This is a genomic window from Fictibacillus iocasae, from assembly GCF_042665465.1.
In the GTDB taxonomy this organism is placed as follows: Bacteria; Bacillota; Bacilli; order Bacillales; family Fictibacillaceae; genus Fictibacillus; species Fictibacillus iocasae.
Genome location: NZ_JBHTCP010000050.1, coordinates 65,825 through 90,069, shown reverse-complemented (window position 1 = coordinate 90,069; position 24,245 = coordinate 65,825). Strand labels below are relative to the sequence as shown.

21 protein-coding genes and 1 other annotated feature are annotated in these 24,245 nt (G+C 46.0%); of the genes, 11 read left to right on the top strand and 10 right to left on the bottom strand.

Translation table 11 applies throughout. The features are described from left to right. Nucleotides 1–63 precede the first annotated feature (63 nt). Nucleotides 64–1,467 (bottom strand): alanine/glycine:cation symporter family protein, encoded by a 1,404-nt coding sequence (locus ACFQPF_RS16135; RefSeq protein ID WP_379750828.1) that lies wholly within the window; start codon nt 1,465–1,467, stop codon nt 64–66. 335 nt (nt 1,468–1,802) lie between these two features. On the opposite strand from ACFQPF_RS16135, the gene proC reads away from it, so the two are divergent. From proC to ACFQPF_RS16120, 3 genes are all read left to right on the top strand, one after another. Continuing rightward, nucleotides 1,803–2,645 (top strand): pyrroline-5-carboxylate reductase, encoded by an 843-nt coding sequence (proC, locus tag ACFQPF_RS16130; protein WP_379750826.1) that lies wholly within the window; start codon nt 1,803–1,805, stop codon nt 2,643–2,645. Nucleotides 2,646–2,664: 19 nt separating this feature from the next. Then, the gene (gene proB, locus ACFQPF_RS16125; protein WP_379750824.1) at nt 2,665–3,777 is read left to right on the top strand and encodes a glutamate 5-kinase; all 1,113 of its coding nucleotides are present in this window, start codon (nt 2,665–2,667) and stop codon (nt 3,775–3,777) included. A gap of 69 nt (nt 3,778–3,846) precedes the next feature. Continuing rightward, nucleotides 3,847–5,100, top strand: a complete 1,254-nt coding sequence (locus tag ACFQPF_RS16120) for a glutamate-5-semialdehyde dehydrogenase (RefSeq protein WP_379750822.1) — start codon at nt 3,847–3,849, stop codon at nt 5,098–5,100. Between the two features lie 103 nt (nt 5,101–5,203). Here the strand turns inward: ACFQPF_RS16120 and ACFQPF_RS16115 are convergent, their stop codons facing one another. Both ACFQPF_RS16115 and ACFQPF_RS16110 read right to left on the bottom strand, forming a co-directional pair. Then, nucleotides 5,204–5,557, bottom strand: a complete 354-nt coding sequence (locus tag ACFQPF_RS16115) for a DUF2512 family protein (RefSeq protein ID WP_379750820.1) — start codon at nt 5,555–5,557, stop codon at nt 5,204–5,206. A gap of 144 nt (nt 5,558–5,701) precedes the next feature. Continuing rightward, entirely contained in the window at nt 5,702–6,772 is a 1,071-nt protein-coding gene (locus ACFQPF_RS16110) for a bifunctional 3-deoxy-7-phosphoheptulonate synthase/chorismate mutase (protein WP_379750818.1), read from the bottom strand. A gap of 280 nt (nt 6,773–7,052) precedes the next feature. Then, nucleotides 7,053–7,266: a binding site (T-box leader), on the top strand. Nucleotides 7,267–7,764: 498 nt separating this feature from the next. Here ACFQPF_RS16110 and aroC point away from each other — a divergent pair. From aroC to aroA, 4 genes are read left to right on the top strand one after another with little or no spacing between them, the layout of a single operon-like run. Then, a complete protein-coding gene (gene aroC / locus ACFQPF_RS16105) occupies nt 7,765–8,937 on the top strand; it encodes a chorismate synthase (RefSeq protein WP_379750816.1) in 1,173 nt (390 codons plus the stop codon). Further along, nucleotides 8,938–10,029 carry a 3-dehydroquinate synthase gene (gene aroB / locus ACFQPF_RS16100; protein WP_379750814.1) on the top strand — a complete coding sequence of 364 codons (1,092 nt, stop codon included), beginning with the start codon at nt 8,938–8,940 and terminating at the stop codon, nt 10,027–10,029. Between the two features lie 11 nt (nt 10,030–10,040). After that, nucleotides 10,041–11,138, top strand: coding sequence for a prephenate dehydrogenase (locus ACFQPF_RS16095; protein ID WP_379750812.1), 1,098 nt, complete (start codon nt 10,041–10,043; stop codon nt 11,136–11,138). Nucleotides 11,139–11,152: 14 nt separating this feature from the next. Beyond that, complete coding sequence (gene aroA, locus ACFQPF_RS16090; RefSeq protein ID WP_379750810.1) at nt 11,153–12,442, top strand: 3-phosphoshikimate 1-carboxyvinyltransferase; 1,290 nt, start codon at nt 11,153–11,155, stop codon at nt 12,440–12,442. A gap of 62 nt (nt 12,443–12,504) precedes the next feature. Here aroA and ACFQPF_RS16085 read toward each other — a convergent pair whose 3' ends face one another. The 3 genes from ACFQPF_RS16085 to bcaP all read right to left on the bottom strand — a co-directional run bounded on the left by ACFQPF_RS16085 (nt 12,505) and on the right by bcaP (nt 16,494). Beyond that, the gene (locus ACFQPF_RS16085; RefSeq protein ID WP_379750808.1) at nt 12,505–13,515 is read right to left on the bottom strand and encodes a C40 family peptidase; all 1,011 of its coding nucleotides are present in this window, start codon (nt 13,513–13,515) and stop codon (nt 12,505–12,507) included. Nucleotides 13,516–13,730: 215 nt separating this feature from the next. Next, on the bottom strand, nt 13,731–14,948 hold the full coding sequence (locus tag ACFQPF_RS16080) for a site-2 protease family protein (RefSeq protein WP_379750806.1): 1,218 nt from the start codon (nt 14,946–14,948) through the stop codon (nt 13,731–13,733). A 157-nt stretch (nt 14,949–15,105) separates the two neighbouring features. Further along, nucleotides 15,106–16,494, bottom strand: a complete 1,389-nt coding sequence (bcaP, locus tag ACFQPF_RS16075; RefSeq protein ID WP_379750804.1) for a branched-chain amino acid transporter BcaP — start codon at nt 16,492–16,494, stop codon at nt 15,106–15,108. 323 nt (nt 16,495–16,817) lie between these two features. On the opposite strand from bcaP, the gene ACFQPF_RS16070 reads away from it, so the two are divergent. Further along, complete coding sequence (locus ACFQPF_RS16070; RefSeq protein ID WP_379750802.1) at nt 16,818–18,449, top strand: M4 family metallopeptidase; 1,632 nt, start codon at nt 16,818–16,820, stop codon at nt 18,447–18,449. Nucleotides 18,450–18,543: 94 nt separating this feature from the next. Here ACFQPF_RS16070 and ACFQPF_RS16065 read toward each other — a convergent pair whose 3' ends face one another. Both ACFQPF_RS16065 and ACFQPF_RS16060 read right to left on the bottom strand, forming a co-directional pair. Next, the gene (locus ACFQPF_RS16065) at nt 18,544–19,095 is read right to left on the bottom strand and encodes a GNAT family N-acetyltransferase (RefSeq protein ID WP_379750800.1); all 552 of its coding nucleotides are present in this window, start codon (nt 19,093–19,095) and stop codon (nt 18,544–18,546) included. A gap of 13 nt (nt 19,096–19,108) precedes the next feature. Then, complete coding sequence (locus tag ACFQPF_RS16060; protein ID WP_379750798.1) at nt 19,109–20,611, bottom strand: HD domain-containing phosphohydrolase; 1,503 nt, start codon at nt 20,609–20,611, stop codon at nt 19,109–19,111. A 233-nt stretch (nt 20,612–20,844) separates the two neighbouring features. Here ACFQPF_RS16060 and ACFQPF_RS16055 point away from each other — a divergent pair, with 233 nt between their 5' ends. Further along, the gene (locus tag ACFQPF_RS16055) at nt 20,845–21,567 is read left to right on the top strand and encodes a TraR/DksA C4-type zinc finger protein (protein ID WP_379750796.1); all 723 of its coding nucleotides are present in this window, start codon (nt 20,845–20,847) and stop codon (nt 21,565–21,567) included. Nucleotides 21,568–21,649: 82 nt separating this feature from the next. Here ACFQPF_RS16055 and ACFQPF_RS16050 read toward each other — a convergent pair whose 3' ends face one another. Continuing rightward, nucleotides 21,650–22,282, bottom strand: coding sequence for a LysE family translocator (locus ACFQPF_RS16050; RefSeq protein WP_379750794.1), 633 nt, complete (start codon nt 22,280–22,282; stop codon nt 21,650–21,652). Nucleotides 22,283–22,418: 136 nt separating this feature from the next. On the opposite strand from ACFQPF_RS16050, the gene ACFQPF_RS16045 reads away from it, so the two are divergent. Continuing rightward, nucleotides 22,419–22,985, top strand: coding sequence for a cysteine hydrolase family protein (locus ACFQPF_RS16045; protein ID WP_379750792.1), 567 nt, complete (start codon nt 22,419–22,421; stop codon nt 22,983–22,985). Between the two features lie 106 nt (nt 22,986–23,091). Beyond that, entirely contained in the window at nt 23,092–23,319 is a 228-nt protein-coding gene (locus tag ACFQPF_RS16040; RefSeq protein WP_379750790.1) for a hypothetical protein, read from the top strand. A 166-nt stretch (nt 23,320–23,485) separates the two neighbouring features. Here ACFQPF_RS16040 and ACFQPF_RS16035 read toward each other — a convergent pair whose 3' ends face one another. Beyond that, nucleotides 23,486–24,139 (bottom strand): C40 family peptidase, encoded by a 654-nt coding sequence (locus ACFQPF_RS16035; RefSeq protein ID WP_379750788.1) that lies wholly within the window; start codon nt 24,137–24,139, stop codon nt 23,486–23,488. Nucleotides 24,140–24,245: the final 106 nt, after the last annotated feature.

Here is a 24,245-nt window from a genome sequence, read left to right as displayed (position 1 = left end):
TAGGCTTCTTGAATTGAAAAAAAGCTGAGAACCGTCGCACATTCCGGTCTCAGCTTTTTATTATTAGTGTTGATTTTGGTTTGCTTCCCATGCTTCTGCATTCGTAATTCCAATGTCAGAAGGGCGGAATACAGGGTTTTTTCGAGCTCTCTTTTGTTTTTGATAATCAGCAAGCGCATTGAAGGCAATTTTTCCAAGAAGGACAATCGCGATCAAGTTGATGATGGCCATCAGTCCCATGAACATGTCAGCAAGGCTCCATACAAAATCAAGTGATGCAAGTGAGCCGAAAGCGACCATTGCCACAACCAGCACACGGTACATGTTCAAATATTTTTTCTTAGAATTCATAAACTCAATGTTCGATTCACCATAATAATAGTTGCCCACAATCGAACTGAACGCGAACAGCAGAACGATTACACTTAGGAAAATACCGGCCCATGAACCCATAGAGGTTTCAAGAGCGTTTTGAGTAAGAACGATGCCGTCAGATTCCTTAGAAGTGTACATCCCGGATAAGAGAATAATGAACGCTGTTGAGCTGCAAATGACAAGAGTATCGACAAACACGCCAAGTGCCTGAATCAAACCTTGTTTGACAGGGTGGCTTACATCCGCTGTCGCGGCTGCGTTAGGTGCGCTACCCATACCGGCTTCGTTAGAGAACAATCCACGTTTAATGCCGTTCATCATGGCCGCACCAAGCGCTCCGCCTGCTGCTTCTTCCAAGCCGAATGCACTTTTGAAGATAAGAGTGAATACTGCTGGAACTTCTGTGAGGTTAGTCACCATAATATAAAGCGCTACAAGGATATACGCACCCGCCATAACCGGCACCATAATTTCGGACACCTTTGCCACACGCTTCAGTCCGCCGAAAATAATGATGGCGGTAACCACTGACAAAATAACGGCCATAACCGTCTTATCCACACCAAATGAAGAGTTAAACGCTCCAGTAATCGTGTTAGCCTGCACAGAGTTAAAAGCCAAGCCGAACGTGATTGAAATCAATACGGCAAACGTCACGCCCATCCAGCGCGCGTTTAATGCTTTCTCCATATAATAAGCAGGTCCGCCGCGGAATGTATCGCCGTCCTTCACTTTGTAGATTTGTGCCAGTGTGCTTTCAACAAAAGCGGAAGCTGATCCGATGAGCGCAATAAGCCACATCCAGAAGACAGCTCCAGGTCCCCCTGTTGTAATCGCGATTGCAACACCTGCTAGGTTACCCGTACCAACACGTGATGCTGTCGAAATGCAGAAAGCTTGAAAAGAGGACACCCCTTTTTTGTTATCTGTCGCTCCTTCCCCTAATAACCTGAACATTTCGCCGACCATTCTGAACTGCACAAATTTTGTACGAACCGTGAAGTACAGTCCGATACCGATAAGCATAGCAATCAAAATATATGACCATAAGTAAGTATTGGCTGTACCGATAATCGTCTCGATGAGTTTCATGCTGTTTTCACCCCATAAATTCTTTTGTGTGTGCTAGATGTACATTTCTACAATCTTAGACATAATGTAACAAAAGTTGACATGCATTTCAATTTAAATTTTTTTCCAAAAGGCTTCGGCAAATAACCTTGATTATGGGGATATAAGACGGATTTACGGACATTTAATACAAACTCGATAAACTGTTGCATAATGATACCGTTTTCATTCACTTTCTGGGCATATACGATGCCAATGTCCCTTATCCCCTTGAAATGCTCTCTCAGGATGTTACTATAGGAAAAGTGTAAAAAACCGAACGGATATGCGAACAAACAATCCATGAGGAGGATGACATGATTACGAATAAAACCATCGCTTTTATTGGAGCAGGATCGATGGCAGAGGCCATGATTTCAGGAATACTTCGTTCTAATAAAGTTCCAGCAGCGCACATCATTGCATGCAATAAATACAACAGTGAAAGAAGAACGTATTTGGAGAACACATACAACATTAAGACATCTCCATTAGAAGAATTGAATTACAGCGAGATTGACCTGTTTATTTTGGCTATGAAGCCAAAAGATGCCGCAGAATCGTTATCGAACTTAAAAGATAAAGTGCAGCCGCATCAAGTTGTCGGTTCAGTGCTTGCGGGCATCTCGACAACGTTTATGGAAGAGCATCTGCCTTCAAATCAGCCTGTTATCCGAATCATGCCGAACACTTCAAGCATGGTGGAAGAATCGGCAACAGCATTGACCGCTGGAAAGCATACGAAAATGGACGATGTTCTTGAGGTGAAAGAGCTTCTCGAAAGCATGGGAAAAGTATTTCTTATAGAAGAAGACCAAATGGATATTTTTACAGGCATTGCCGGAAGCGGACCTGCTTATTTCTATTATTTGATGGAACATATGGAGGAGGCAGGCACGGCAGAGGGGATGGACAGTGAACTGGTCCGTAAGATTATCGCCCAGACTCTTTTAGGTGCAGCAAAAATGATCATGAACAGTGAAGAAGGACCAGGAGCGTTAAGAGAGAATGTGACATCTCCAAACGGTACTACTGCAGCGGGACTAGCCGCGCTAAAAAATAACGGCGGGGGAAACGCGATTGCTCAAGCAGTGAACTCTGCATCAAAACGATCGAAAGAAATCAGTGATGAGCTGAAGAACGTGCTTGTCACTTCCTGATAAAAAACGGAGGGATAACATGGTACACAGCAAAAAGCCAAAACGGGTTGTCATCAAAATCGGCAGCAGCTCACTGACAAGTCTGCATGGTGAGGTGAGCCGGAAAAAGCTGGAGAAGCTTGTGGATCAGGTTGTGTCGCTAAAGGATGAAGGCATGGAAGTCGTGCTCGTTTCTTCAGGAGCGGTGGCAGCAGGCTACAGAAAGCTAGGCTTTATCGAACGGCCAAGCTCCCTGCCTGAAAAACAGGCAGCAGCATCTATCGGACAAGGATTGCTCATGGAATCATACTCTGAACTTTTTTTATCTCACGGCTATGTCGCATCACAGATTTTGATCACGCGCACTGACTTTTCAAACGAAAACCGCTATTACAACATGAGCAATACGATCAACGTGCTGCTTGAGCGCGGGATTGTTCCTATCGTAAATGAAAATGACACGGTAACGGTGGACCGTTTGAAATTCGGTGACAACGACACATTATCTGCCAAAGTGGCCGCCCTCATCAATGCCCACCAGCTCATTATTTTGTCAGACATCGATGGCCTTTATACAGACAATCCATCACACAACCCGGATGCTGTCATGCTCGAACACGTTACAGAAATCACTCAGTCGATTGAAGCGGCAGCCAAAGACTCTGACAGTGCAGTTGGAACGGGCGGCATGAAGTCAAAAATTGATGCGGTCAAGATTTCGATGGCATCAGGAATCTCTACCTTTCTAGGAAAGACCGATGTCCCGGGCATATTGAGTGATGCAGTAAAAGGTAAAGCCCGCGGAACGTATTTTGAAAACAAACCCGAGTCAGCCAACCTAGACCGAAAGCGCCAGTGGATCGCGTTCAATTCAGGTCCGGAAGGCAAGATCATCATTCATCAAAAAGCGAAAGAAGCTTTGCTAGAAGGAAGCAAAAGTCTGTATACCGGTGATGTGCAGGAAGTGAAAGGAAAGTTTGAACATGGAGCGGTCGTGAAAATCGGGGATGACTCAGGCGAAGATATCGGGGTAGGCATCGTGAATTATTCAACAGAACAGCTCCAACAAGGAACAGACGGCAAGAAAAAAGCCATCATCAACCGTGAGGCGTTCGTCTGCTATTACGATTTCTGCATACCCGCCTCACTGTAATAAAGCCAAGAAACGCAAGCCCGATAAAGAACCAGTGTATGGAAAAACTTTAGGAGGCGTTCTAACATTATGAAAACATTGATATCCGTTGAACAGCAGGCAATAGCAGCAAAAAAAGCGGCGAAGACATTAAGTCTTTTAAGCGAAACCGACAAAAACGACGCACTAAATACACTTGCGGATTATATTGAAAAAAACGTTGAGCGGATTATAGAAGCTAACGAAGAGGATCTGCAAAAAGGGAAAGAAAAAGGGTATGACGAGGCGTATATGGACAGGCTCGCATTATCAGAAAGCCGCGTTTTTGCACTAGCGAAAGGATTGCGCGACGTTGCTGAGCTAGAGGACCCGACAGGCGACATTCTGTCCGAATGGACGCTAGAGAACGGCCTTCAAGTACAGCAAGTCCGAGTACCGCTCGGAGTAATCGGCATGATCTATGAAGCTCGTCCAAACGTGACAGCTGATGCGGCAGGACTTGCATTAAAATCAGGGAACGCCATCGTGCTGAAAGGCGGTTCGTCATCGATCAGCTCTAATCGGGCGATTGTTGAAGTCTTGCATGAAGCATTGCGCAAAACAAAAATACCAGCTGAAGCCGTTCAGTTCATCGATAGCACGGACCGTGCAGCCGCACAGCAGCTGTTCACGATGAAAGAGCACATCGATGTGCTCATCCCGCGTGGCGGCGCTAAGCTGATTTCTGCGGTCGTTTCCAACGCCACCGTTCCAGTACTTGAAACAGGGACAGGCAACTGCCACATCTACGTTGATGAAGAAGCAGATGTGGAGAAAGCGTTGAACATCATTGTTAATGCCAAGACAGACCGGCCGGCGGTTTGTAACGCTGCTGAGACGGTCATCCTCCATGAAAACTGGCTGAAAAAACACAGCAGCGCGCTAGCCGAATCCTTCGCCGCACACAGCATCACGGTACATGGCGACGAAAAAGCAGCAGTATATCTGCCTGACGTGATTCCGGCAAACGAGCAGGATTGGAGCGACGAATTCTTGAGTTTGGATATCGCTGTTAAAGTGGTGTGTACGCTAAAAGAGGCGCTTGAGCACATTGAACGCTACGGCACGAAACACTCAGAAGCGATCATCACAGAAAACAAACGAACAGCAATGCAGTTTATGGCACTTGCCGACGCAGCCGCTCTGTACCATAATGCAAGCACACGCTTCACAGACGGAAGCGCCCTTGGCTTTGGCGCGGAGATCGGCATTTCGACACAGAAGCTTCACGCACGCGGACCGATGGGTCTCCCGGCATTAACCACTGTTAAATACCTCATGCATGGGACCGGTCAAATCCGCTAACCTAGTAGGGGTCCGGTACGCCATATGGACAATTTCAGCCCATTTTCCACCTGACACAGACAAAAGCCGCTGCCTTCACTAAGGCAGCGGCTTTTGTCTGTGTTTAATGATAAGAATGCTCTCGATGATCAGCAACCAGGTGCTTATGGATGAGTGCTTCCATACCTGTCAGCAGCAGCGTTACTAGGAACGCTCCCCAAATGGTTACTTCTGCTCCAGGAAGCGCTAAACATAACCCAAGAACGAGGAAGAAGGTGACGATGAAATCCGCCGCAACCGTCCTGCCGTACGTGATGCGGGGGATGAAAATATATTCCATCAGCACGCCAATAGGAGCAAGTACAAGGGTAATAATCGCATAAGACCATGGAGAAGTGATGTGAACACTTTTAAACATAAATGTGGCCACGATGAGCAGAGTGGGAATACCGATGATTTTAATCAATAAGCTTTGCAATACAAACACCGCTTTCTATAGAAAATCAGACCTTCTGTATCATCATGAGCGGCAGAAGTGTATTTTATTCACTTATACGTGCAAAAAGCCGGCAGCCCGACTGAATATAAGGCGGGGTGCCAGCTTCGCTATATTTCTTAAACATTAAACAAGAGCTGCAGATTTTTTCAGAGCCGTAATAAACTCGTTGAACTCTGGAATGTTCATCTGCTGTGCCGAATCGGACAAAGCGACGGCAGGATCTGGATGAACCTCTGCCATGACGCCATCCGCACCGATTGCAATGGCTGCTTTTGCACATGGAAGCAGCAGATCTTTTCGGCCGGTTGAATGAGTGACATCGACCATTACCGGCAGATGCGTCTCCTTCTTCAAGATCGGAACAGCGGAAATATCAAGCGTGTTGCGTGTTGCTTTCTCGTACGTGCGGATGCCGCGCTCGCAAAGGATAATATCGCTGTTTCCTTGCGCCAAGATGTATTCTGCCGCATACATGAACTCCTCGATCGTGGCAGACAAGCCGCGTTTTAACAAGACAGGCTTGCGCACTTGACCTGCCGCTTTCAACAGATCAAAGTTCTGCATGTTGCGTGCACCAATCTGGATGACGTCAACATAATCAAGAGCGGTTTCAAGGTCGTTCGGGTTCAGGATCTCACTAATGACAGCAAGGTTAAACTCATCTGCCACTTTGCGCAGAATCTGCAATCCTTCAAATCCGAGGCCTTGGAAATCATATGGAGAAGTGCGCGGCTTATACGCTCCGCCGCGTAACAGTGTAAGCCCTTGCTGGCTGATGGCTTGTGCAACCTGTCTGACTTGCTCATAGCTTTCCACGGCGCATGGTCCCATTACAAAATGGGTCTGGCCGTCACCGATATGTTCACCCTTCACGTTAACAATCGTGTCTTCAGGTTTCTTCTTTCGTGACACAAGAAGGGCTTTACGGTTGTCATCTTCCTGAAGCTCCAGGCTCGCCTGGAAGATTTTCTTGAAAATATGCTGGACCGTTGACGTTTCAAAAGGCCCTTTATTGTTCTCTGCGATCAAGTCTAGCAGCTGCCGTTCACGTACGGGATCGAATCGCTTAACACCTTGCGTTTCTTTTAATTTGCCAATCTGCTGCACCAGTTCACCACGCTCATTGAGCAATTCTAAGATTTTCAGGCTGACTGCATCGATTTCAGTCCTGAGCTGTTCTAGTTCTGTAGTCATGTGTTCCACTCCTAATCTCTTTTTGAATACCGTTAAATTCAGGATCAGGCGCCAGCAGCGAACCTGAATTTATCGGCTTAACTTCTTCCTGCAGGAAAGATATTGTTTAATACTTTAAAGCGTGTTCGCGAAACAGTCAAGGCTTAATTTCAGACTTTTTTATCGCTTCAGTTTGCCATATATTGAAGCGATTTGTCTGTTTGTGTAAATTTTTAAAAAAATCACAGCCAGCACTTTACAATCGCGCGTTGAAGTGTTAAAAATTGATATAACATATTACGAAAACGCAATGACAGGACAACAGTAGAGCTTCTTTCCCTGTAGCAAACAGAGAGCTGATGGTCGGTGGGAATCAGCACATAAAGAACTCGAATTACAATCCTTGAGCCGCTTTTTTGAAAAAAAGCCGGGACCTCCCGTTATCTGATGTAAAGTGGCGGAGCTATGTCTGTTCCGCAAAATGGGTGGTACCGCGAATACATTTCGTCCCTGCAATTGCTGCAGGGGCGTTTTTTGTTTTCTCATTAGGCTGTTTTCGTAAACAATGTTGCTTTTAGAATTCGAGAACAGGTTAATGTCCGTTACAGGTGCACGCTTTCCGCGGGGTGAGCGGTGAGCCCTTTTGTCGCTCCGCGCCTTTAAAAGGTCTCACCTTCTCACTCATCCGCTGGATAAGGAAAGCTGTGCAACAAGACATCAAACGCAAGAAGAAGTGAACTTCTTTTTTGAGGAGTCGGCACCTTTCACTGCGATCAACTTATCAATGAAGCATTCAAAGTCGATTAAGTGAAAAGATTTAGTAAATGCAATCCTCATAGTTAGCGTGTAGAAGGATGATTTACTGCACTGAGAAAATTCAGCAGTTCAAAGTTTTTAATAAAAAAAATCTAGAGCAACAATCTCTTCGAAAAGAGAAGCCTCTCATTAAGAAAAGTGCCATTCCGTTACACACAATGCGCTTACCGTTATTAACAAAAAGGGGGAACACAAATATGAGATATTTAACAGCTGGAGAATCACATGGTCCGCAGTTGACAGCCATCATTGAAGGAGTACCTGCAGGGCTTGAACTGCTCGCTGAAGACGTGAACAAGGAACTGAGCCGCCGCCAGAAGGGATACGGACGCGGACGGAGAATGCAGATTGAAAAAGATGAAGCCATTATATCCAGTGGAGTACGCCACGGTTTAACGCTCGGTTCACCGATAGCGCTGGCGGTAGAAAATAAGGATTTCGCCCATTGGACTAAGATCATGGGAGCCGATCCGCTAGATCCGGATGAAGATGCAGAAGTGAAGCGGAAAGTGACGAAGCCGCGCCCAGGTCATGCTGATTTAAACGGCGCGATCAAATACGGGCACCGCGATATGCGGAACGTACTGGAGCGCTCATCGGCGCGTGAGACAACAGTAAGGGTTGCGGCAGGAGCGGTCGCGAAAAAACTCCTTTCCGAGCTCGGCATCACCGTTGCTGGACACGTGCTTGAAATCGGAGGTGTGAAGGCCGAGAACACGGCATTCCATTCCATTCACCAGCTAAAAGAAATCACCGAATCATCGCCGGTCCGCTGCTTGGATGAGGCGGCAGGTGAGCGCATGATGAAAGCGATCGATGACGCCAAAGCAAACGGCGACTCGATCGGCGGCGTCGTAGAAGTGATTGTGGAAGGCATGCCGGTCGGTGTTGGCAGCTATGTGCATTATGACTTGAAGCTCGACGCGAAAATCGCAGCCGCGATCATGAGCATCAACGCGTTTAAAGGAGCGGAGATCGGCATCGGATTCGAGGCGGCGCGCAGACCAGGTAGCCAAGTGCACGATGAGATCCTTTGGAGCGAGGAAGACGGCTACACAAGAAAAACAAATAATGCCGGAGGATTTGAAGGCGGCATGACGACTGGCATGCCAATCGTGGTGCGAGGGGTGATGAAGCCGATCCCAACATTGTACAAGCCGCTGCAAAGTGTGGATATTGAAACGAAAGAGCCATTTGCAGCAAGCATCGAACGCTCTGACAGCTGTGCAGTACCAGCTGCGAGTGTAGTAGCCGAAGCGGTTGTTGCATGGGAGCTGGCAGCAGCGATCACATCCCAGTTCGGGCGCGACAATATGGAAGAAATACAAGAAAACATTCGCAGACATAATGAAAAAACGAGGACGTTTTAAATGGAGCAGCTGACCGTCGCTGCACCATCCAAGCATTACCCTGTTTTCGTCGGTGAGAATGCACTGCAGCAGTTGCCGTTACTCATTCAAGAGCTAACACCGGCAGTGACACGCATCCTGATCATCACGGACGATAATGTGGCGCCGCTTTATTTAGGGAAAGTAGCCGCTTTGTTAAGCAGTGAAACGACAGTCCATGAACACATCCTACCGCACGGCGATCAGGAAAAATCGTTTGCAAACTATATCGCCTGCCAGACGAAGGCGCTTGAAAGCGGACTTGACCGGCGCTCGCTCATCATCGCGCTCGGCGGCGGGATGATCGGCGACCTAGCCGGATTCGTTGCCAGCACGTATATGCGCGGCATCCGGTTCATCCAGGTGCCAACAACACTTCTCGCCCACGACAGCGCGGTAGGGGGCAAAACAGGCATCAACCATGAACTCGGCAAAAACATGATCGGAGCGTTTCACCATCCGGAAGCCGTCATCTATCCCATCGAATGCCTGCGCACACTACCTGTAAATGAAATTCGCTCAGGATTCGCCGAAGTGATCAAGCATGCGCTCATCAAGGATGAAGTGTTTTACCGGGCATTGCATGAAGAAGTACGGTCACTAACCGAGGTGGGGTCCGGTACTCTTCAGAAAGCGATCGTAACGGGCATCCAAATCAAAGCGGACATCGTGCGCCAGGATGAACGGGAAAACGGTGTACGGGCACTGTTAAATTTCGGCCATACACTCGGCCATGCGATCGAAGCCGAACTTGGGTACGGCAAGTGGACACACGGTGATGCAGTGGCAGCAGGCATGCGCTTTGCGTTAAGAGTAGGAGCTGCCGTGTACGGAATACCTTTAATAGAAGAAAAAGAAATGAATGCGTGGCTGATCGAACTCGGATACCCGCCGTTGCCGGCCGGCCTTGAAGCGGAAAGATTGCTTGCACGTATGAAAAAAGACAAAAAATCTCATCGGGGTACGGTACAGATGGTGCTTCTGCCGCGAATCGGCCGTGCAGAACTGCTGGAAGTACCGGACCCCCTGCTGAAAAGAGAGCTTCAATCTTTTCTTGCAGCAGAGCGATTATAGGAGAGGAAATCATGAAGAGAAGAGTGCTTCTGATCGGAACAGGCCTCATAGGCTGCTCGCTCGCACTTGCCATCAAGAAAGAGCATGACGCCATCATTATTGGCTGCGATACGAGTGAGAGGAACTTACTCGACGCACGAAGACTGGGCATCATTGACGAACGTGTTCAGCACATAAAAGAAGCAATACGTAGTGCCGACTTGATCATCCTCGCCTCGCCAGTTGAAGATTGTGAAGCGTGGATTCATGTGATAGCCGGCTGCGGCAGTGATGTTAAGGCACTAGTAACCGATGTAGGGAGCACGAAGGAACGAATCATGAAATCGGCTGAGATCCTTCGAGCGCAAGGTGTGACCTTCATAGGCGGACATCCGATGGCCGGTTCGCATAAGTCAGGGCCATCGAGCGCGAGGGCTCATCTTTTTGAGAACGCCTTTTACATGCTCACACGCTTTCCTGACACACCAAAATCTGCAGTCGACGAGCTTAAAAATTGGCTAAAGGGGACAAAAGCAAAGTTTATCGAGATCGAGAGCGAGAAACATGACTGGATCACCGGGGTTGTAAGCCATTTTCCGCATCTGATTGCAGCGAGCCTCGTCCGCCAGGCTGAAAAAGAGACAGAAGCCCATCCGCTTGTAAGCGAGCTGGCGGCTGGCGGGTTCCGCGATATTACGAGAATCGCGTCAAGCAGCCCGGCGATGTGGCGGGACATAACGAAGCATAACCGTGAAACGCTGCTAAAACTGTTAAAAGACTGGCGTGAAGAGATGGATGTCGTAGAAGAACTCGTTGAAAAAAGCGAGGGCGAAGAGCTTTTTCATTATTTTGCCGGTGCCAAACAGTTCCGTGACAGCCTGCCTGTTAAAGCGAAGGGCGCGATCACTTCGTATTACGATTTATATGTCGATGTACTCGACACAGTCGGTGTGATCTCACATGTGACGGCTATACTGGCCGAATATAAACTCAGTATCACCAACATACGCATTATTGAGATGAGAGAAGACGTATACGGTGTCCTGCGGATCAGCTTTCAAAGCAGTGAAGACCGAGAAAAAGCTACTCAAGCACTGAAACTGGAAAATTATCATAGTTATGTCATGTAAAAAGGAGAGGAAACATGGGAAACATTAGCCTGACACGTGCACAAAACGCATTAAGAGGGACTGTCGCCGTGCCTGGTGACAAGTCTATTTCTCACCGGGCGGTTATGTTTGGATCAATTGCTAAAGGAACAACGACCATAAACAATTTCCTTCTTGGAGAAGATTGCTTAAGCACGATCAGCTGTTTTCGGAAATTGGGTGTCTCGATTAAGCAAAAAGACAACACGGTCGCAATAGAAGGAAAAGGGTTCGAAGGGCTTAGTGAGCCAGCAGAGGTGCTTGATGTCGGCAACTCCGGAACGACCATCCGCCTCATGCTAGGCATTCTTGCTAACACGCCGTTTCATTCTGTCATTTTAGGAGACAGCTCGATCGGTAAAAGGCCGATGAAGCGCGTGACCGGCCCGCTACGTCAAATGGGCGCGAAGCTTGACGGAAGAGAAGAAGGTAATCTTGTCCCTATCAGCATCCGCGGCGGATCAACGAAAGGAATCACACACACATCAGCGGTTGCGAGTGCACAAGTGAAATCGGCGGTCCTGCTGGCTGGCTTAAGGGCAGAAGGCGAAACTACCGTAATTGAACCGCACAAGTCGCGTGACCATACAGAGCGGATGTTAGACAGCTTTGGCGTAAAAACTGTCTCGAGCGAAAACAGCGTCACGATCACAGGCGGGCAGTCACTGAAAGCGGCCCATATCGAGGTGCCAGGTGATATTTCCTCGGCCGCCTTTTTTCTGGTTGCCGGTTCTATCGTGCCAGACAGTGAAATCACTCTCAAGAAAGTCGGTCTGAACCCGACCCGTACAGGAATTCTCGATGTGCTTTTGGCGATGGGAGCCAATATTACACTATCCAACGAAAGCAGCGATGGGAAAGAGCCGTATGCAGACCTCACCATTACTTTTTCTTCATTAAAAGGGACCGAGATCAGCGGTGACTTCATTCCGAGGCTGATCGATGAAATCCCGGTAATCGCACTCGCAGCGACCCAAGCTGAAGGAACCACGATCATAAAAGATGCTGCTGAGCTGAAGGTGAAAGAAACGGACCGCATCGACACGGTCGTACGTCAGCTGTCAGCGATGGGAGCAGATATTGAAGCCACGGACGATGGAATGATCATTCACGGCCAAACCAAACTACGCGGTACGCAATGCGACAGCTTCGGCGATCACCGCATCGGAATGATGCTCGCCGTAGCCTCATTAATAGCAGAAGGAGAAACCGTCATATCCAACAGCGAGGCCACAGCGGTCTCGTATCCTGGATTTTATGAAGAACTGAAAAAGCTGCAGCAATAGTTTTCATCATGAAACGAACCCTTAGATAATAGCCAATGTGGCTATCACCTAAGGGTTCTCTTTTAATGCCCTTCAACGTAGCGTTTTGCGCCCGCATATTCAACCGCATAAGCTGGGTTATCCAAACTGTCGATTCGCACACTTGATGCTGTGTTCGGTGAATGGATCATCTGGTTGTTCCCAATATACATCCCAACATGGTGAACCCGGCCTTTTCCTTGATTATAAGCAAAGAACAGCAAATCTCCAGGCTGGAGGTCTTCACGGGCGATCGGTGTACCTTCTCGTGACTGCGGTCCAGAATCACGCGGAATCGTGATGCCTGCAGCTTTGTGAATGGTGTACGTAAATCCTGAACAATCAAATCCAAAGCCTGCTGTCCCAGCCCATAGGTATGGCAAACCAAGAAATTTTTTAGCTTCAGCAGCAAGCTGTTCGCCCGTTGCTGGAGGCATATCCGCTTCGGATTTGTAAAGCGTGCCATCTTCTTTCGAGAGCCATTTTGTTTTTCCGTCAGGAGTGATGACAGCGAACGCATCTTTCAGCTCGGCCACGACAGGAAGTCGTGTGTTATAACTGATTTCTTCATGTTTTTTGATGAACGCTTTCTCATCATACAGCCAAGCGGTCGGTTTGGTAACGATAGCAAAAGGTTTGTTCACATGGCTGCTGAACCGGTCGTGAATAGTGAGCTGTGACTTCGGCATCCAGCCGGGGTATCCAGCTGCGAGGCGAGGAGTGGGCTGTCCTATAACGGCCACTTTTACCCAATCTCCCTGCTCTTCTAGCACGTCTACCTTTTGGCCGAGAAGAGCCTGCGTTTCAAGTTCGCCGACAAGCCAAAGCTTCTCATCATAGCTCATGCTTTTTGTCCAGCTCCATAAATTTACCGGATTGGATACGGAGTGATCATCAATTCCTGTTCGAGCAGCGCCGGGATTGCTCCAAAGCGTGGCAGCTGCCACATCCACATAGGCTTCTTTGTTTAATTCTGAAGCTGAAGCTTGAGACGCCAATAATAGTGTGCCGGCAAACAGCGCCGTACCCGCCATTCTCTTGCTAAAAGTATTCATGTCATTCTCTCCTTTTTCACCAGTTACCATTAACCATTCGGGAAGCCTCACACGCAACCCTTTTCAACAGGAAGAGAATGAGTCTTACTGCCCGAAAGACACATTCATGAATGGTTCCATTTACATGTTGCCCCTCATTATGAAGCCAGTTCATAAGTCTCGCCAACAAAAAAGAGCCAAAAGGGAATAACATCACCAATTGGCTCTACCATTTTTTAAGGAAGCATATTGCGGTGCAGCTCCATAATAGAGTTGCCATAAACGACAAAACCGGATAATACACCGGCAAGCAAAAGGTACAGCAATAGAACAACCATTTTAGTCTTGCGCGTGGATTGATAATAATTTTTCATTCGTTCAGCTTCAGCCTGCAGTTTATTTCTATTCTGATGTAACATAGCGAGATACTGCTCCGCATAATCGTAAGGCGGCTCAGGTGCATTTATTTCCACTGCCCCTTCTTCGATTGCTTCCTTATAATCAGCAGCCTGATCGACCTGTTGTTTAAACGGCAGCAAATAGCGAGACTCTCTTTCTTCAAGCAAGGCGATTTCTGTCAAGATCGCTCTTTTCTCAAGCTTTTTCTTATCATGAACAAATGGGAAAAAACTTCCGCCTGGAATATTGCGGATAAGCCGCGCTTTCCTCGTGCGAACATCCTCAAGGAAGGTATTCAAGATATAAGGGAAATTGGTCATATCTTTGTATGTGTCTATTTCCAGTTGTACCTGCTGCACGTCTGACGCCTCTTTTTCGGTAAGAGAGATGACCTGATCCAGCTCTTTTCTCGAAAAGTCTTCTCGCACTCGCTTCCACCAAGTGCCGATTCCAAATAAGAAGATCAAAAAGAGGATCGGGTCAGGTGAGAAAAAGAAATAAGGAATCATAATCGTTAGACCAATCGACCATATTTTCGTAGAAAGTACGCCGACGATTCGTCCGCCGTCAAGCGGTGAAACAGGAAACAAATTGAACAAGTTGATCAAGGCACCCAAGAAGATGACGAGCCCCCAAAACGGTGATCCGTCAGTCTCATATAGAACCACAGCAGGAAGGAATGACAAAAGTCCGAAAAGCGGTCCAGCATAAGCAACAAACGCCTCATCCTTCGCGTTCTTTGGCAATTCCTTCATTCCGACAGCCGCTCCAAGAAACGGAATAAAAATGGCGGGTGTGGTTTTCAGGTTCTTCCTCTTAGCTGCCCACAGGTGGCCCATCTCGTGAACAAATATTAAATAAACGATCGCGACGGCAAACTTCCAGCCATAAAAGACGGCATAGGCACCGAGAGACACCATCATGGATGCAAGGGTGGCGAACTTACCGATCTTTAATAGTCCGAAAACCCACTTCAATTTACTAGCCAGGAACAATCCGACGCCTGTCAGCCATGGCCATACCTTGGATTTCCTTTTTATAGCATTCTTCTCCATGTACATTTCTCCCCTAAACGTAATACATCTGTTCTATTATATTCACTTACGAATGAGGCGGCAAATAGATTCAAAAAGATGGAATAGAGGACGACCATTTCCATAAAAAAAGGAGACAGCCACATCTAAGTGGAGGTCTCCATTCTTATCTTGAAGGTTAAGACTCTTTGTTCAACTCACTGTTCTTTCTAGCGTAAAGGAAGTAGACCGCGGTTCCAATCGACATCCAGATCGCGAATGAGATCCACGTGATGGCTGGAAGGCTGATCATCAAGTAACCGCAGAACAATACCGTTAAGATAGGCAGAACAGGAACGAATGGCGCTTTAAACGCTCGTTCGAGTTTCGGATGTGTTTTTCGCATAACGATAACGGCGATCGCGATTAGCGAGAACGCGGCTAACGTTCCCATGTTTACAAGGTGGGCGAGTGTTGTCAAGTCGACGAATCCAGCGATTGCAGCACCGATCAAACCTGTTAACCATGTGTTGACGAAAGGGGTCTTGAAGCTTTCATGCACCTTCGAAAATACGCCTGGCAGCATGCCATCTCGGCTCATCGCATAGGAAATGCGGACTTGTGCGAAAAGCATGACGAGAAGCACGGTTGTGATTCCTGTGATGGCACCGACGGAGATGAATCCTGCCAGAGTGTTCTGGCCGACAAAGTGAAGAGCGAACGATACAGGGTCTGCTACATTAAGCTTTGTAAATGGAACCATACCTGTAAGAACAAGTGAAACAACAATATATAGTATTGTACATACAGATAGAGAAGCGATAATGCCAATTGGCACGTTGCGCTGAGGCTCTTTCACTTCTTCAGCGGCAGTTGCGACGGCGTCAAAGCCGATGTAAGCAAAGAACACGGTAGCCGCACCTGTCACGACCCCATCAAAGCCGAACGGCATAAAAGGTGACCAGTTTTCAGGCTTCACGTAGCCCACACCTGCTGCGATAAATAATAGGATGACGGCAAGCTTAATAAAGACCATGATGTTATTGACTTTCGCACTTTCACGAATTCCTTTTGAAAGCAATGCCGTCATCACTAAAATAATTAGCATCGCAGGCAGATTCACTAGCCCGCCTTCTCCGCTGCCTGGAGCAGAGGCGATGACTGCTGGAATCTCAATTCCAAATCCTTTTAATAATGACTGGAAATAAGCGGACCAGCCGGTGGCGACCGCTGATGTGGCCAGCAAGTATTCAAGCATCAAATCCCAGCCGATTAAGAAGGCGAAGATTTCACCAAGTGTCGCATACGTGTACGTATACACGCTGCCCGCTATCGGAACGGTGGAAGAAAATTCCGCATAGCAGAAGGCGGCAAAAGCACAGGCGAGACCGGAAAGGATGAATGAGATAATGAGCGCTGGGCCCGCATGCTCGGCCGCAACCACACCCGTCAGTACAAAAATCCCTGTTCCGATGATGGCTCCGATTCCAAGCAGCGTTAGATCGAGCGCGCCGAGTGTACGGTTAAGCGCCCGCTTCTGGCTTTGTTCAAGCATCTGCGTGATAGACTTTTTACGTAAGATGTTCATGTGGAAGCCTCCATTTACTGAATTTGCAGTTAGTGAGAATTTACCGAAAATTTAAAAATGCTTCGTGAGTAAGTATATTGTCGAAGTGTGTCGATGTCAATATCAAATGTGCTGATAAATACTTCCAATATCCTGACGATATCTCCTGTTCTGTATAGTTAGACCTAAAGTTAAAATGCGCCAATTTTACTTCTTTCATTCTTCTGTGAAGAAACGATTAGTTCTTAATGTTGAATTATCTGAAAATTCATATCCAAAGGAATAAAATGGTGGTACGATGGTGTTCATCATAACGAACAATGAAAATCTAGGAGGGTATGGACATGGGGAAAAAGAAGTATGCTGCGTTAGGGATCGCTGCTGCATTGGCAGCAGGAAGCTTTAGCACACAGGCATTCGCATCAGAAGGCAACATGCTGATCAAGTCAAGCAGTAAATATGGGACGCCGTCTTTTATATCTGGAAAGCTTACCACTCCTCAGGCAGATCAAGCGGAGGACATTCTTTTCCGTTATTTAAATGACCAAAAATCCTTATTGAAGCTCGGTTCCCAAAAAGCTGAAGGTGCATTTACCGTGACCGAAAAAGTGAAGGAACAAAATGGGACAACCATTGTTAAGCTGCAGCAGGTATATAAAGGTGTAAAAGTATGGGCATCCACTCAGTCTGCAGCCGTTGATCAGAACGGAGTCATTACAGCCATCTCTGGATCAGTCATACCAGACCTGGATAAACAGCCGAGTTTACATACGGCGAAAAAAATCAGCAAGGCAGCAGCCGTTCAAAAAGCTGTCAGTGCACTTGGCTTGGAAGCCGAGTTTGAGAAATCTCCAGAAGCGGAACTGGTTGTTTTCATGAAAGACAAAACAGCTCATTACGCTTATCTAGTCAATTTAAATTACCTTCTTCCTAAGCCAGGAAACTGGAATTATTTTATTGATGCGGTAAACGGAGAAATCCTGAATCGCTATAACGACATGCATGAAGTGACAGGGACGAACACGACAGGGACGGGTAAAGGTGTTCTTGGGGGATCAAAGGCTCTCAATCTGACATTGTCGAGCGGAAAATATTACCTGCAGGATAATACGAGAGGCAGCGGCATCTACACATATGACATGAAAAACCGTACGTTCCTTGCTGATTTTTATTTGCCAGGCACACTATACAGCAGCGCAGATAAAGTTTTGGACAGCTCATATGAAGGTGCGCTTGTTGATGCCCACCATTTTGCCGGTGTGACGTTCGATTATTATAAAAACACGTTTGGCCGAAACTCTTACGACAATAAAGGCGCGAGAATCACCTCATCCGTTCATTATAATAAAAACTACAACAACGCATTTTGGAACGGATCTCAAATGGTCTATGGCGATGGGGACGGAACCACTTTTATTCCGCTTTCTGGAGGCCTTGACGTTGTTGCGCACGAATTGACTCATGCCGTGACAGATACGAGTTCAGATCTTGTCTATCAGAATGAATCAGGAGCCTTGAACGAAGCGATGTCCGATATATTCGGAACGCTGGTAGAATATTATAACAACAGCAATCCTGACTTTGAAATCGGCGAAGACATTTATACGCCGGCTGTGGCAGGAGATGCACTGCGGTCGATGTCTGATCCGGCTAAATATCAAGATCCTGATCACTATTCTGTCAGATACACAGGAACAGGTGATAACGGCGGTGTTCATATTAACAGCGGCATTATCAATAAAGCGGCATATTTGCTTAGTGAAGGAGGCACGCATTACAACGTCACGGTCAGTGGAATCGGGAAAGCCAAGCTTGGTGCCATTTTCTACCGTATGAACACGGTTTACTTAACGTCTTCATCCACCTTCAGTCAAGCAAGAGCGGCAGCTGTTCAATCAGCAACCGATCTGTATGGTGCCGCATCAGCGGAAGTCGCCTCAGTGAACCAAGCGTTTACGGCAGTCGGCATTCAATAATGCAACATTCTCACAGAGCTTAACAAAAGGCCATCCTCAATCTACTTGATAGAGAAGGATGGCCTTGTTGAATTCCTATGGATAAACACATGCGTCATGTAAAATCGGGGCGTAATAAAGAATACATGTACAGCGGGAAATAGCCCTTTGATGTACGCTGATAATCTTGCAGCAGTCCATCCTGAATGAAGCCAAACCGTTCAACAAGAGCGATTGATTCCTTATTTTCAGGACGTATCGTGGCACCGATTCGATGAAAGCCAATGTTGCTAAAACCAAATGCGAGAATACACCGCATCGCCTCCGACATATACCCATTCCCCCAATAAGCTCGGTTAAGCTCATAGCCGATTTCGGTCCTGTTATGAACGTGGCTCCAATTATGAAAACCGATCGTACCGATAAGGTCACCCGTTTCTGCTAATTCAATGCCCCAGCGTATCGACTTACCCTGCATATATCCATCATCGAGGGCGGATAGGAACTGCTCAGCATCATGTAGTGTATGGAACGTTTCGAGACCATAGTATTCTGTCACGATCGAATCAGAGAACACGCTGAAAATGGCTGCCGCATCCGAAGTAAGAAGTTCTCTAAGAATAAGGCGGCCGGTAATCAAGACAGGGAAATCTCCGGTAGAAATCATGTGTTCTTCTCCTTTAAGATGATTGTTTGAAAGTCATCTTCATCTGTTCGATAAAGAGATCAGCAAAATAAGGGTCCCATTGAGAGCCTTTGCCTCTCTCAATTATTAGCAAGGCTTTTTCAAATGTCATTCCTTTTTTGTAAGGCCTGTCGGATGTCATCGCATCAAACGCATCCGCTACCGCGATGATTCTTCCAAACAGTGGAATACTGTTTCCAGCAAGTCCCTCTGGGTAGCCTTTGCCATCATACCTTTCATGATGGTATTTGACTCCTGGCATAAGCGCACGCATTGCTTCGGGAGGCTGGACCTGGCTTAGAATTTCTGCACCGATCACAGGATGCTTTTTAATCGATTCAAATTCTATTTCTGTAAGGGTTCCTTCCTTTAACAAAACGCCGTCAGGTATGCCTATTTTTCCAATGTCATGAAGCAGTGCGGACTTTCTTAAATTGAAAAGCTGCTGCTGTGAAAGGCCAGCCTTTTCGCCAATCACGACGGAAAGGTCTGCCACCCTTAGAGAATGTCCAGCTGTATAAGGATCTCGGGCGTCAAGTGTGGCAGCAAAGGTAGAAAAGAAACTTTCAAGCATGAGCCTGTTTTCGTAATCTCGCTTCACAATAGCATCAGACATATGATTAAATCCGTTAAAAAGAACGGAAAACTCATCAGGGTAAACATTCACAAGCCTTGTCTGGCTGTTTCCATTTTTGACTTCATTCATGGCAGCCTTTAATTCAAACATCGGCTGCTGCATGTCCCGGTATAAAAGAAACGCTCCAGTAACAGCAAAGATGATGCCCGTCACTAGTGCATAGGCTGCCCAGCTCCAGTATCCGCTGGAAATGCCGGCTTCCTTCTCTAATAAATGGACTTGTGTAGCAAGAGCGAACAAAACAAGAGGAAAGGTGCCGATAAACACGATGCTCAGCTGAATCTTTCTTTTAATAGAAATGTGCACGGGCCGCTTGAGTGTAAGATGCACACCAAATTGCAACGCGGCTGAGTTCTGGATGTATCGTACAATGGGCTGTACGGCTTTTCCGGTAAGAAAAAATTCAATCAATGCATGCATGCCGGCGACGAGCACAGCTCCAATGATGGCAAACACAATGTAGGAGTATGGCAGCTTAAGGTAGCCAAAATATACAGCTAGTGCAGATAATCCCGCTCCAGGTATGGATATTCCTAAAAAGTGCGGTCCAAGTATACGCTTAACCGTTTTGGCAGGAAAATCGAGCGTATAGTAATACGCATTTTCTGTTTTCTTTAATGAAGGAGAATCATCAGTCAAAAATTCTTTGATCACTTTAACCTGACGAAAAAAGAACCAAGATTCTGATACGGCCATAATAATCGTGGACAATGCTAGTATAGCGGCTAATAAGATCAGCTCTTCCCGTGAAGGCAATAAAGTAGAAAAGATAAAGACCGCACCAACGCCAGCGACGGCAGTAATGGACCCGGTTAAATAGTTGCGAACAAGCTTTTGTTTGAATTCGCTGAAAAGATTCACCTTTTTCACCCGATTCATAATGGTTTGTATGTATAAGAATACCGTTAATATGCAAGGAAAAAAAGTACTTTCTATGAATATTTTTACAATTTTATTGAAGTTTATTAGGAAGGCAATCAAATAGCCGGTGTTTCATGCGTATACGAGTTCTTGAACAGGTAAATCATAACGAAGATGAATATTTCTGCAGATAGGGTAAGGATAGGTATGATACTAGAGAGGAGTGCTATTGTATGGCGCTGTCACAAAAGGATATAAAGACCTTTAAAAGCCTGTTGGTAGAACAAAAAAAGGAAATCGAAGATCTTCATGAAATGAATGACCAGTTTCGGCCTGATGATGAATTCAAGCAAGAAGAAACAGGTGAATTATCTCATTATGATAATCATCCAGCCGATTTGGGAACAGAGCTCTATGACAAAGAAAGAAACATGGTGCTCAGTGAACTGCAGGAAAAAGAACTTTCGGACATTGACCAAGCCTTGAAGAGAATTGAAAGCGGCAATTATGGGCTTTGCGCTGAATGCGGAGCTGATATTCCTAAAGAGAGGCTCGAAGCCTTGCCGGCCACACCGTATTGTCTAGATCATGCTAATCATGATCATGGGAAAGAGAGAGAACGTCCTGTTGAGGAAGAAGTTTTGAAGCCGGGCTACGGCCAGTTTAATAACGATAAAAAAGAAAAGAATTTCTTTGATGGAGAAGACACATGGGAAAGTCTGTCCCGTTACGGATCGAGCGAAACGCCGTCCGATGATCCAAAGAAAGCAGATTATCGTGACAGAGACGATGATCCAATGGATGAAGAAGGATATACTGAAGAGATCGAGGGCTTTGCTGCCGCTGACATGAACGGCAACAAAACCGGTGTCCTTCCCAACAAGAAACATGATGAATATGAAAACAAGCTTGATGCAGAAGAAGAAAAGTTAGCAGATCAAAGAAAATATGAATAGGTATTAAAACAAGAAAAGAAGCCGAAAGGCTTCTTTTCTTGTGCTTTAAACAGTATAAAGAGGTGGCGTCAGCCATGTTTCCTTAATCTCTCCAAAGAGAAGAAATAAATACGATTGAATAGATGATGAGCAGGCAGCCGGAAAGAATAGAGATGAATTTAAGCATGTGGACGTGGATAAATTTCCTGAAAAAATGGAGGGCAAGTGATAGGTTAAGATTCCACAGAAAGATGCCAAAGAAAATGGTAAGACTGAACAAATATTGGATGTGATTTTCCCAAGCATCCGGTAACTTTTGAAGGGCACTTGTATAAACAGATAACCAAAACACAAGGATAAAGGGGTTTGCCGCTGCAAGGCTCATGCCTGTCAGGTAAGGAGATATGGTAAATTTTTTACTCGCGGGGAACGTATGTTGATTCCATTCATCCATCGTGCTAAAAACACTGGTTAGGCCAGTATAAAACAGCAGAGCTGAGCCGGCTATCGTGATGAAATTCATCAGTAAAGAAACATCCATAAAGGAAGAAATCCCCCAAAAGATTAGCGTCATGTAGAACAAGTCTACTGTCATCGCACCAGCACCTGTTAAGAATGCCCTTTTAAAGCCAGACGTTGTTCCTTGCCGTATCATCTCAAGTTTTACTGGACCAATGGGAGCGGCTAGGCTGATCCCGAGTATAATAAACTCAATAAAAAGAAGATAAGTATGCAATAAAGGTATCCCCCTGGATAAGCTGTCCTACCTTATCCTATGACACAGAAAAAGAAATATTTATCTTAGATGAAAAGGAAAATGGCTGTTACTGAAAGAATGCCTCATTGTATGAATAAACAGGGAGGCTTATTGTATGAAGAAAGCATTATTGATCATTGATGTGCAGCAAGGATTCGAAAATGAAAGGTGGGGCGAAAGAAACAATCCAGATGCTGAGAACAACATGCTGCGTCTGATCGAACAATTCCGCGAAAGTGGACTTGAGGTTATTCATATTCAGCATGCTTCCAAGACAGAAGACGGTTCATTCTTTCCTGAAAAAGAAGGGTATCGTTTCAAAAAAGGCTTTGAACCACGGCCCGAAGAGGCTCACTTCGTAAAAAACGTAAATAGCGCTTTTATTGGGACAAAACTGAAAGAACATCTAGAAAAAAATAAACTGACACACCTTACTGTTGCGGGTCTGACGACTTGTCACTGTGTCTCAACGACGGTCCGAATGGCAGCAAATTATGGATTTACGGTTGACTTAGTCCATGATGCAACGGCTGCTTTTGAGATGGCCTCTTATGATGGAAGAAAATACAGTGCGCAAGAAGTGCATGACACAGCCTTGCTACATCTGAACGAAGAGTTTGCGGGCATCGTGACAACAGAAGACGTCATTCGAGGTTTAACGGCTCAAACAGCTCAGAAGTGAGTCAGAACACTGCACTTATTCCCCAGGAAATGTCGATTGACGGAAAGTTTATTCGTTCTATCTCCGGGTAAAACTAGTATAGACATGATGATCAGGAGGAAAAAGAATGACTCACACATTGAAATTGGAAGAGATTAAAAATAACCCAGAGCGAGAATGGGAGTTTCAAAGAAAGGATGAGCCTTCTGTTACAGTAAGGCTAAGATTTGTACCGCAAGGTGATGAAGGCTACTTTCAAGCAACTTTTCTGGATGAGGAAGAAGATATCGTTGGTTCGCAAGTGTTGGATGAATTCGATGACGCTATTAAATTTTTGGAGAGGAACCATTCATAGGATTAAAGAGAGAAGACCCAGCCATGAGCGGCTGAGTCTTTTCTTACTTTAAAAAAGTATATCTATTTAACATAGGTGAAATTCGATGCAGTCAAAATTTTTGAAAAAAAGTATAAGGTCTACTAAGGCTGACTTAAAGGCATGACGTCAGCCAAGTTTTCTTTATCTATAATCGTTTTGCACCAATATAACGTGCTGACCAGTATGTGTTGCTCATCGGAACGATCGATACGCCTTTGGAAGAAGTAGCTGAAATGAAGTTTCCTCCGCCGATGTAGATGCCTACATGCGATGCTCCAGGCGCATAAGTAGAAAAGAACACAAGATCACCAGGTGCCAAAGAGGAGACTTTCGTTCCAAGTGTATACATTTGAGAGGCTGTTCTAGGCAAAGTGATACTCTGCGAATTTTTGAAAACATAATAGATATAGCCTGAGCAGTCAAATCCAGATGGGCTTGTCCCTCCCCATAAATAAGGCACTCCTGTAAACTGCTTGGCGTAGCTGATCAAGGAAGTCTCATTGATGGAGCCATAGATGCCAAGAGCGTTGAATGTTCTAGTACCTGCGATGCCGTCAGCATAAATTCCTTTTTCACGCTGCAGCTTTTTAACCGCATCGGTTGTATAGGAACCGTAGTATGTAGTGAAAGAACCGGCGTATGAAAAATAGCCTTTTTGTTTAAGTGTTGACTGCAGCGATTTTACATCGCTATGTGTCATTCCAGGACGGAGTGTTGTATCTCCTAATTCCGCAAAAGCTTGTACAGGTGAGAGCAATGCCATTGATGCCAATGCTGCTGATGCAATCCACTTTTTCATAATGTTCAATTTCCCCCTATATGTTTGACGCTTGAAATTTTTCTTATGCTTGGTAAATCTATGAAACACTAACATCATTATCCTACAATAATTGTGTAACAAGGGT

Excerpts from the sequence above, each read along its gene's own strand:
- ACFQPF_RS16035 (WP_379750788.1), bottom strand. The coding sequence starts at position 24,139 with ATGAAAAAGTGGATTGCATCAGCAGCATTGGCATCAATGGCATTGCTC.
- ACFQPF_RS16135 (WP_379750828.1), bottom strand. The coding sequence starts at position 1,467 with ATGAAACTCATCGAGACGATTATCGGTACAGCCAATACTTACTTATGG.
- ACFQPF_RS16080 (WP_379750806.1), bottom strand. The coding sequence starts at position 14,948 with ATGGAGAAGAATGCTATAAAAAGGAAATCCAAGGTATGGCCATGGCTG.
- ACFQPF_RS16065 (WP_379750800.1), bottom strand. The coding sequence starts at position 19,095 with ATGATTTCTACCGGAGATTTCCCTGTCTTGATTACCGGCCGCCTTATT.
- ACFQPF_RS16045 (WP_379750792.1), top strand. The coding sequence starts at position 22,419 with ATGAAGAAAGCATTATTGATCATTGATGTGCAGCAAGGATTCGAAAAT.
- aroA (WP_379750810.1), top strand. The coding sequence starts at position 11,153 with ATGGGAAACATTAGCCTGACACGTGCACAAAACGCATTAAGAGGGACT.
- ACFQPF_RS16095 (WP_379750812.1), top strand. The coding sequence starts at position 10,041 with ATGAAGAGAAGAGTGCTTCTGATCGGAACAGGCCTCATAGGCTGCTCG.
- ACFQPF_RS16070 (WP_379750802.1), top strand. The coding sequence starts at position 16,818 with ATGGGGAAAAAGAAGTATGCTGCGTTAGGGATCGCTGCTGCATTGGCA.
- proB (WP_379750824.1), top strand. The coding sequence starts at position 2,665 with ATGGTACACAGCAAAAAGCCAAAACGGGTTGTCATCAAAATCGGCAGC.
- aroB (WP_379750814.1), top strand. The coding sequence starts at position 8,938 with ATGGAGCAGCTGACCGTCGCTGCACCATCCAAGCATTACCCTGTTTTC.
- ACFQPF_RS16085 (WP_379750808.1), bottom strand. The coding sequence starts at position 13,515 with ATGAATACTTTTAGCAAGAGAATGGCGGGTACGGCGCTGTTTGCCGGC.
- ACFQPF_RS16120 (WP_379750822.1), top strand. The coding sequence starts at position 3,847 with ATGAAAACATTGATATCCGTTGAACAGCAGGCAATAGCAGCAAAAAAA.
- ACFQPF_RS16110 (WP_379750818.1), bottom strand. The coding sequence starts at position 6,772 with ATGACTACAGAACTAGAACAGCTCAGGACTGAAATCGATGCAGTCAGC.
- ACFQPF_RS16040 (WP_379750790.1), top strand. The coding sequence starts at position 23,092 with ATGACTCACACATTGAAATTGGAAGAGATTAAAAATAACCCAGAGCGA.
- ACFQPF_RS16055 (WP_379750796.1), top strand. The coding sequence starts at position 20,845 with ATGGCGCTGTCACAAAAGGATATAAAGACCTTTAAAAGCCTGTTGGTA.
- aroC (WP_379750816.1), top strand. The coding sequence starts at position 7,765 with ATGAGATATTTAACAGCTGGAGAATCACATGGTCCGCAGTTGACAGCC.
- bcaP (WP_379750804.1), bottom strand. The coding sequence starts at position 16,494 with ATGAACATCTTACGTAAAAAGTCTATCACGCAGATGCTTGAACAAAGC.
- proC (WP_379750826.1), top strand. The coding sequence starts at position 1,803 with ATGATTACGAATAAAACCATCGCTTTTATTGGAGCAGGATCGATGGCA.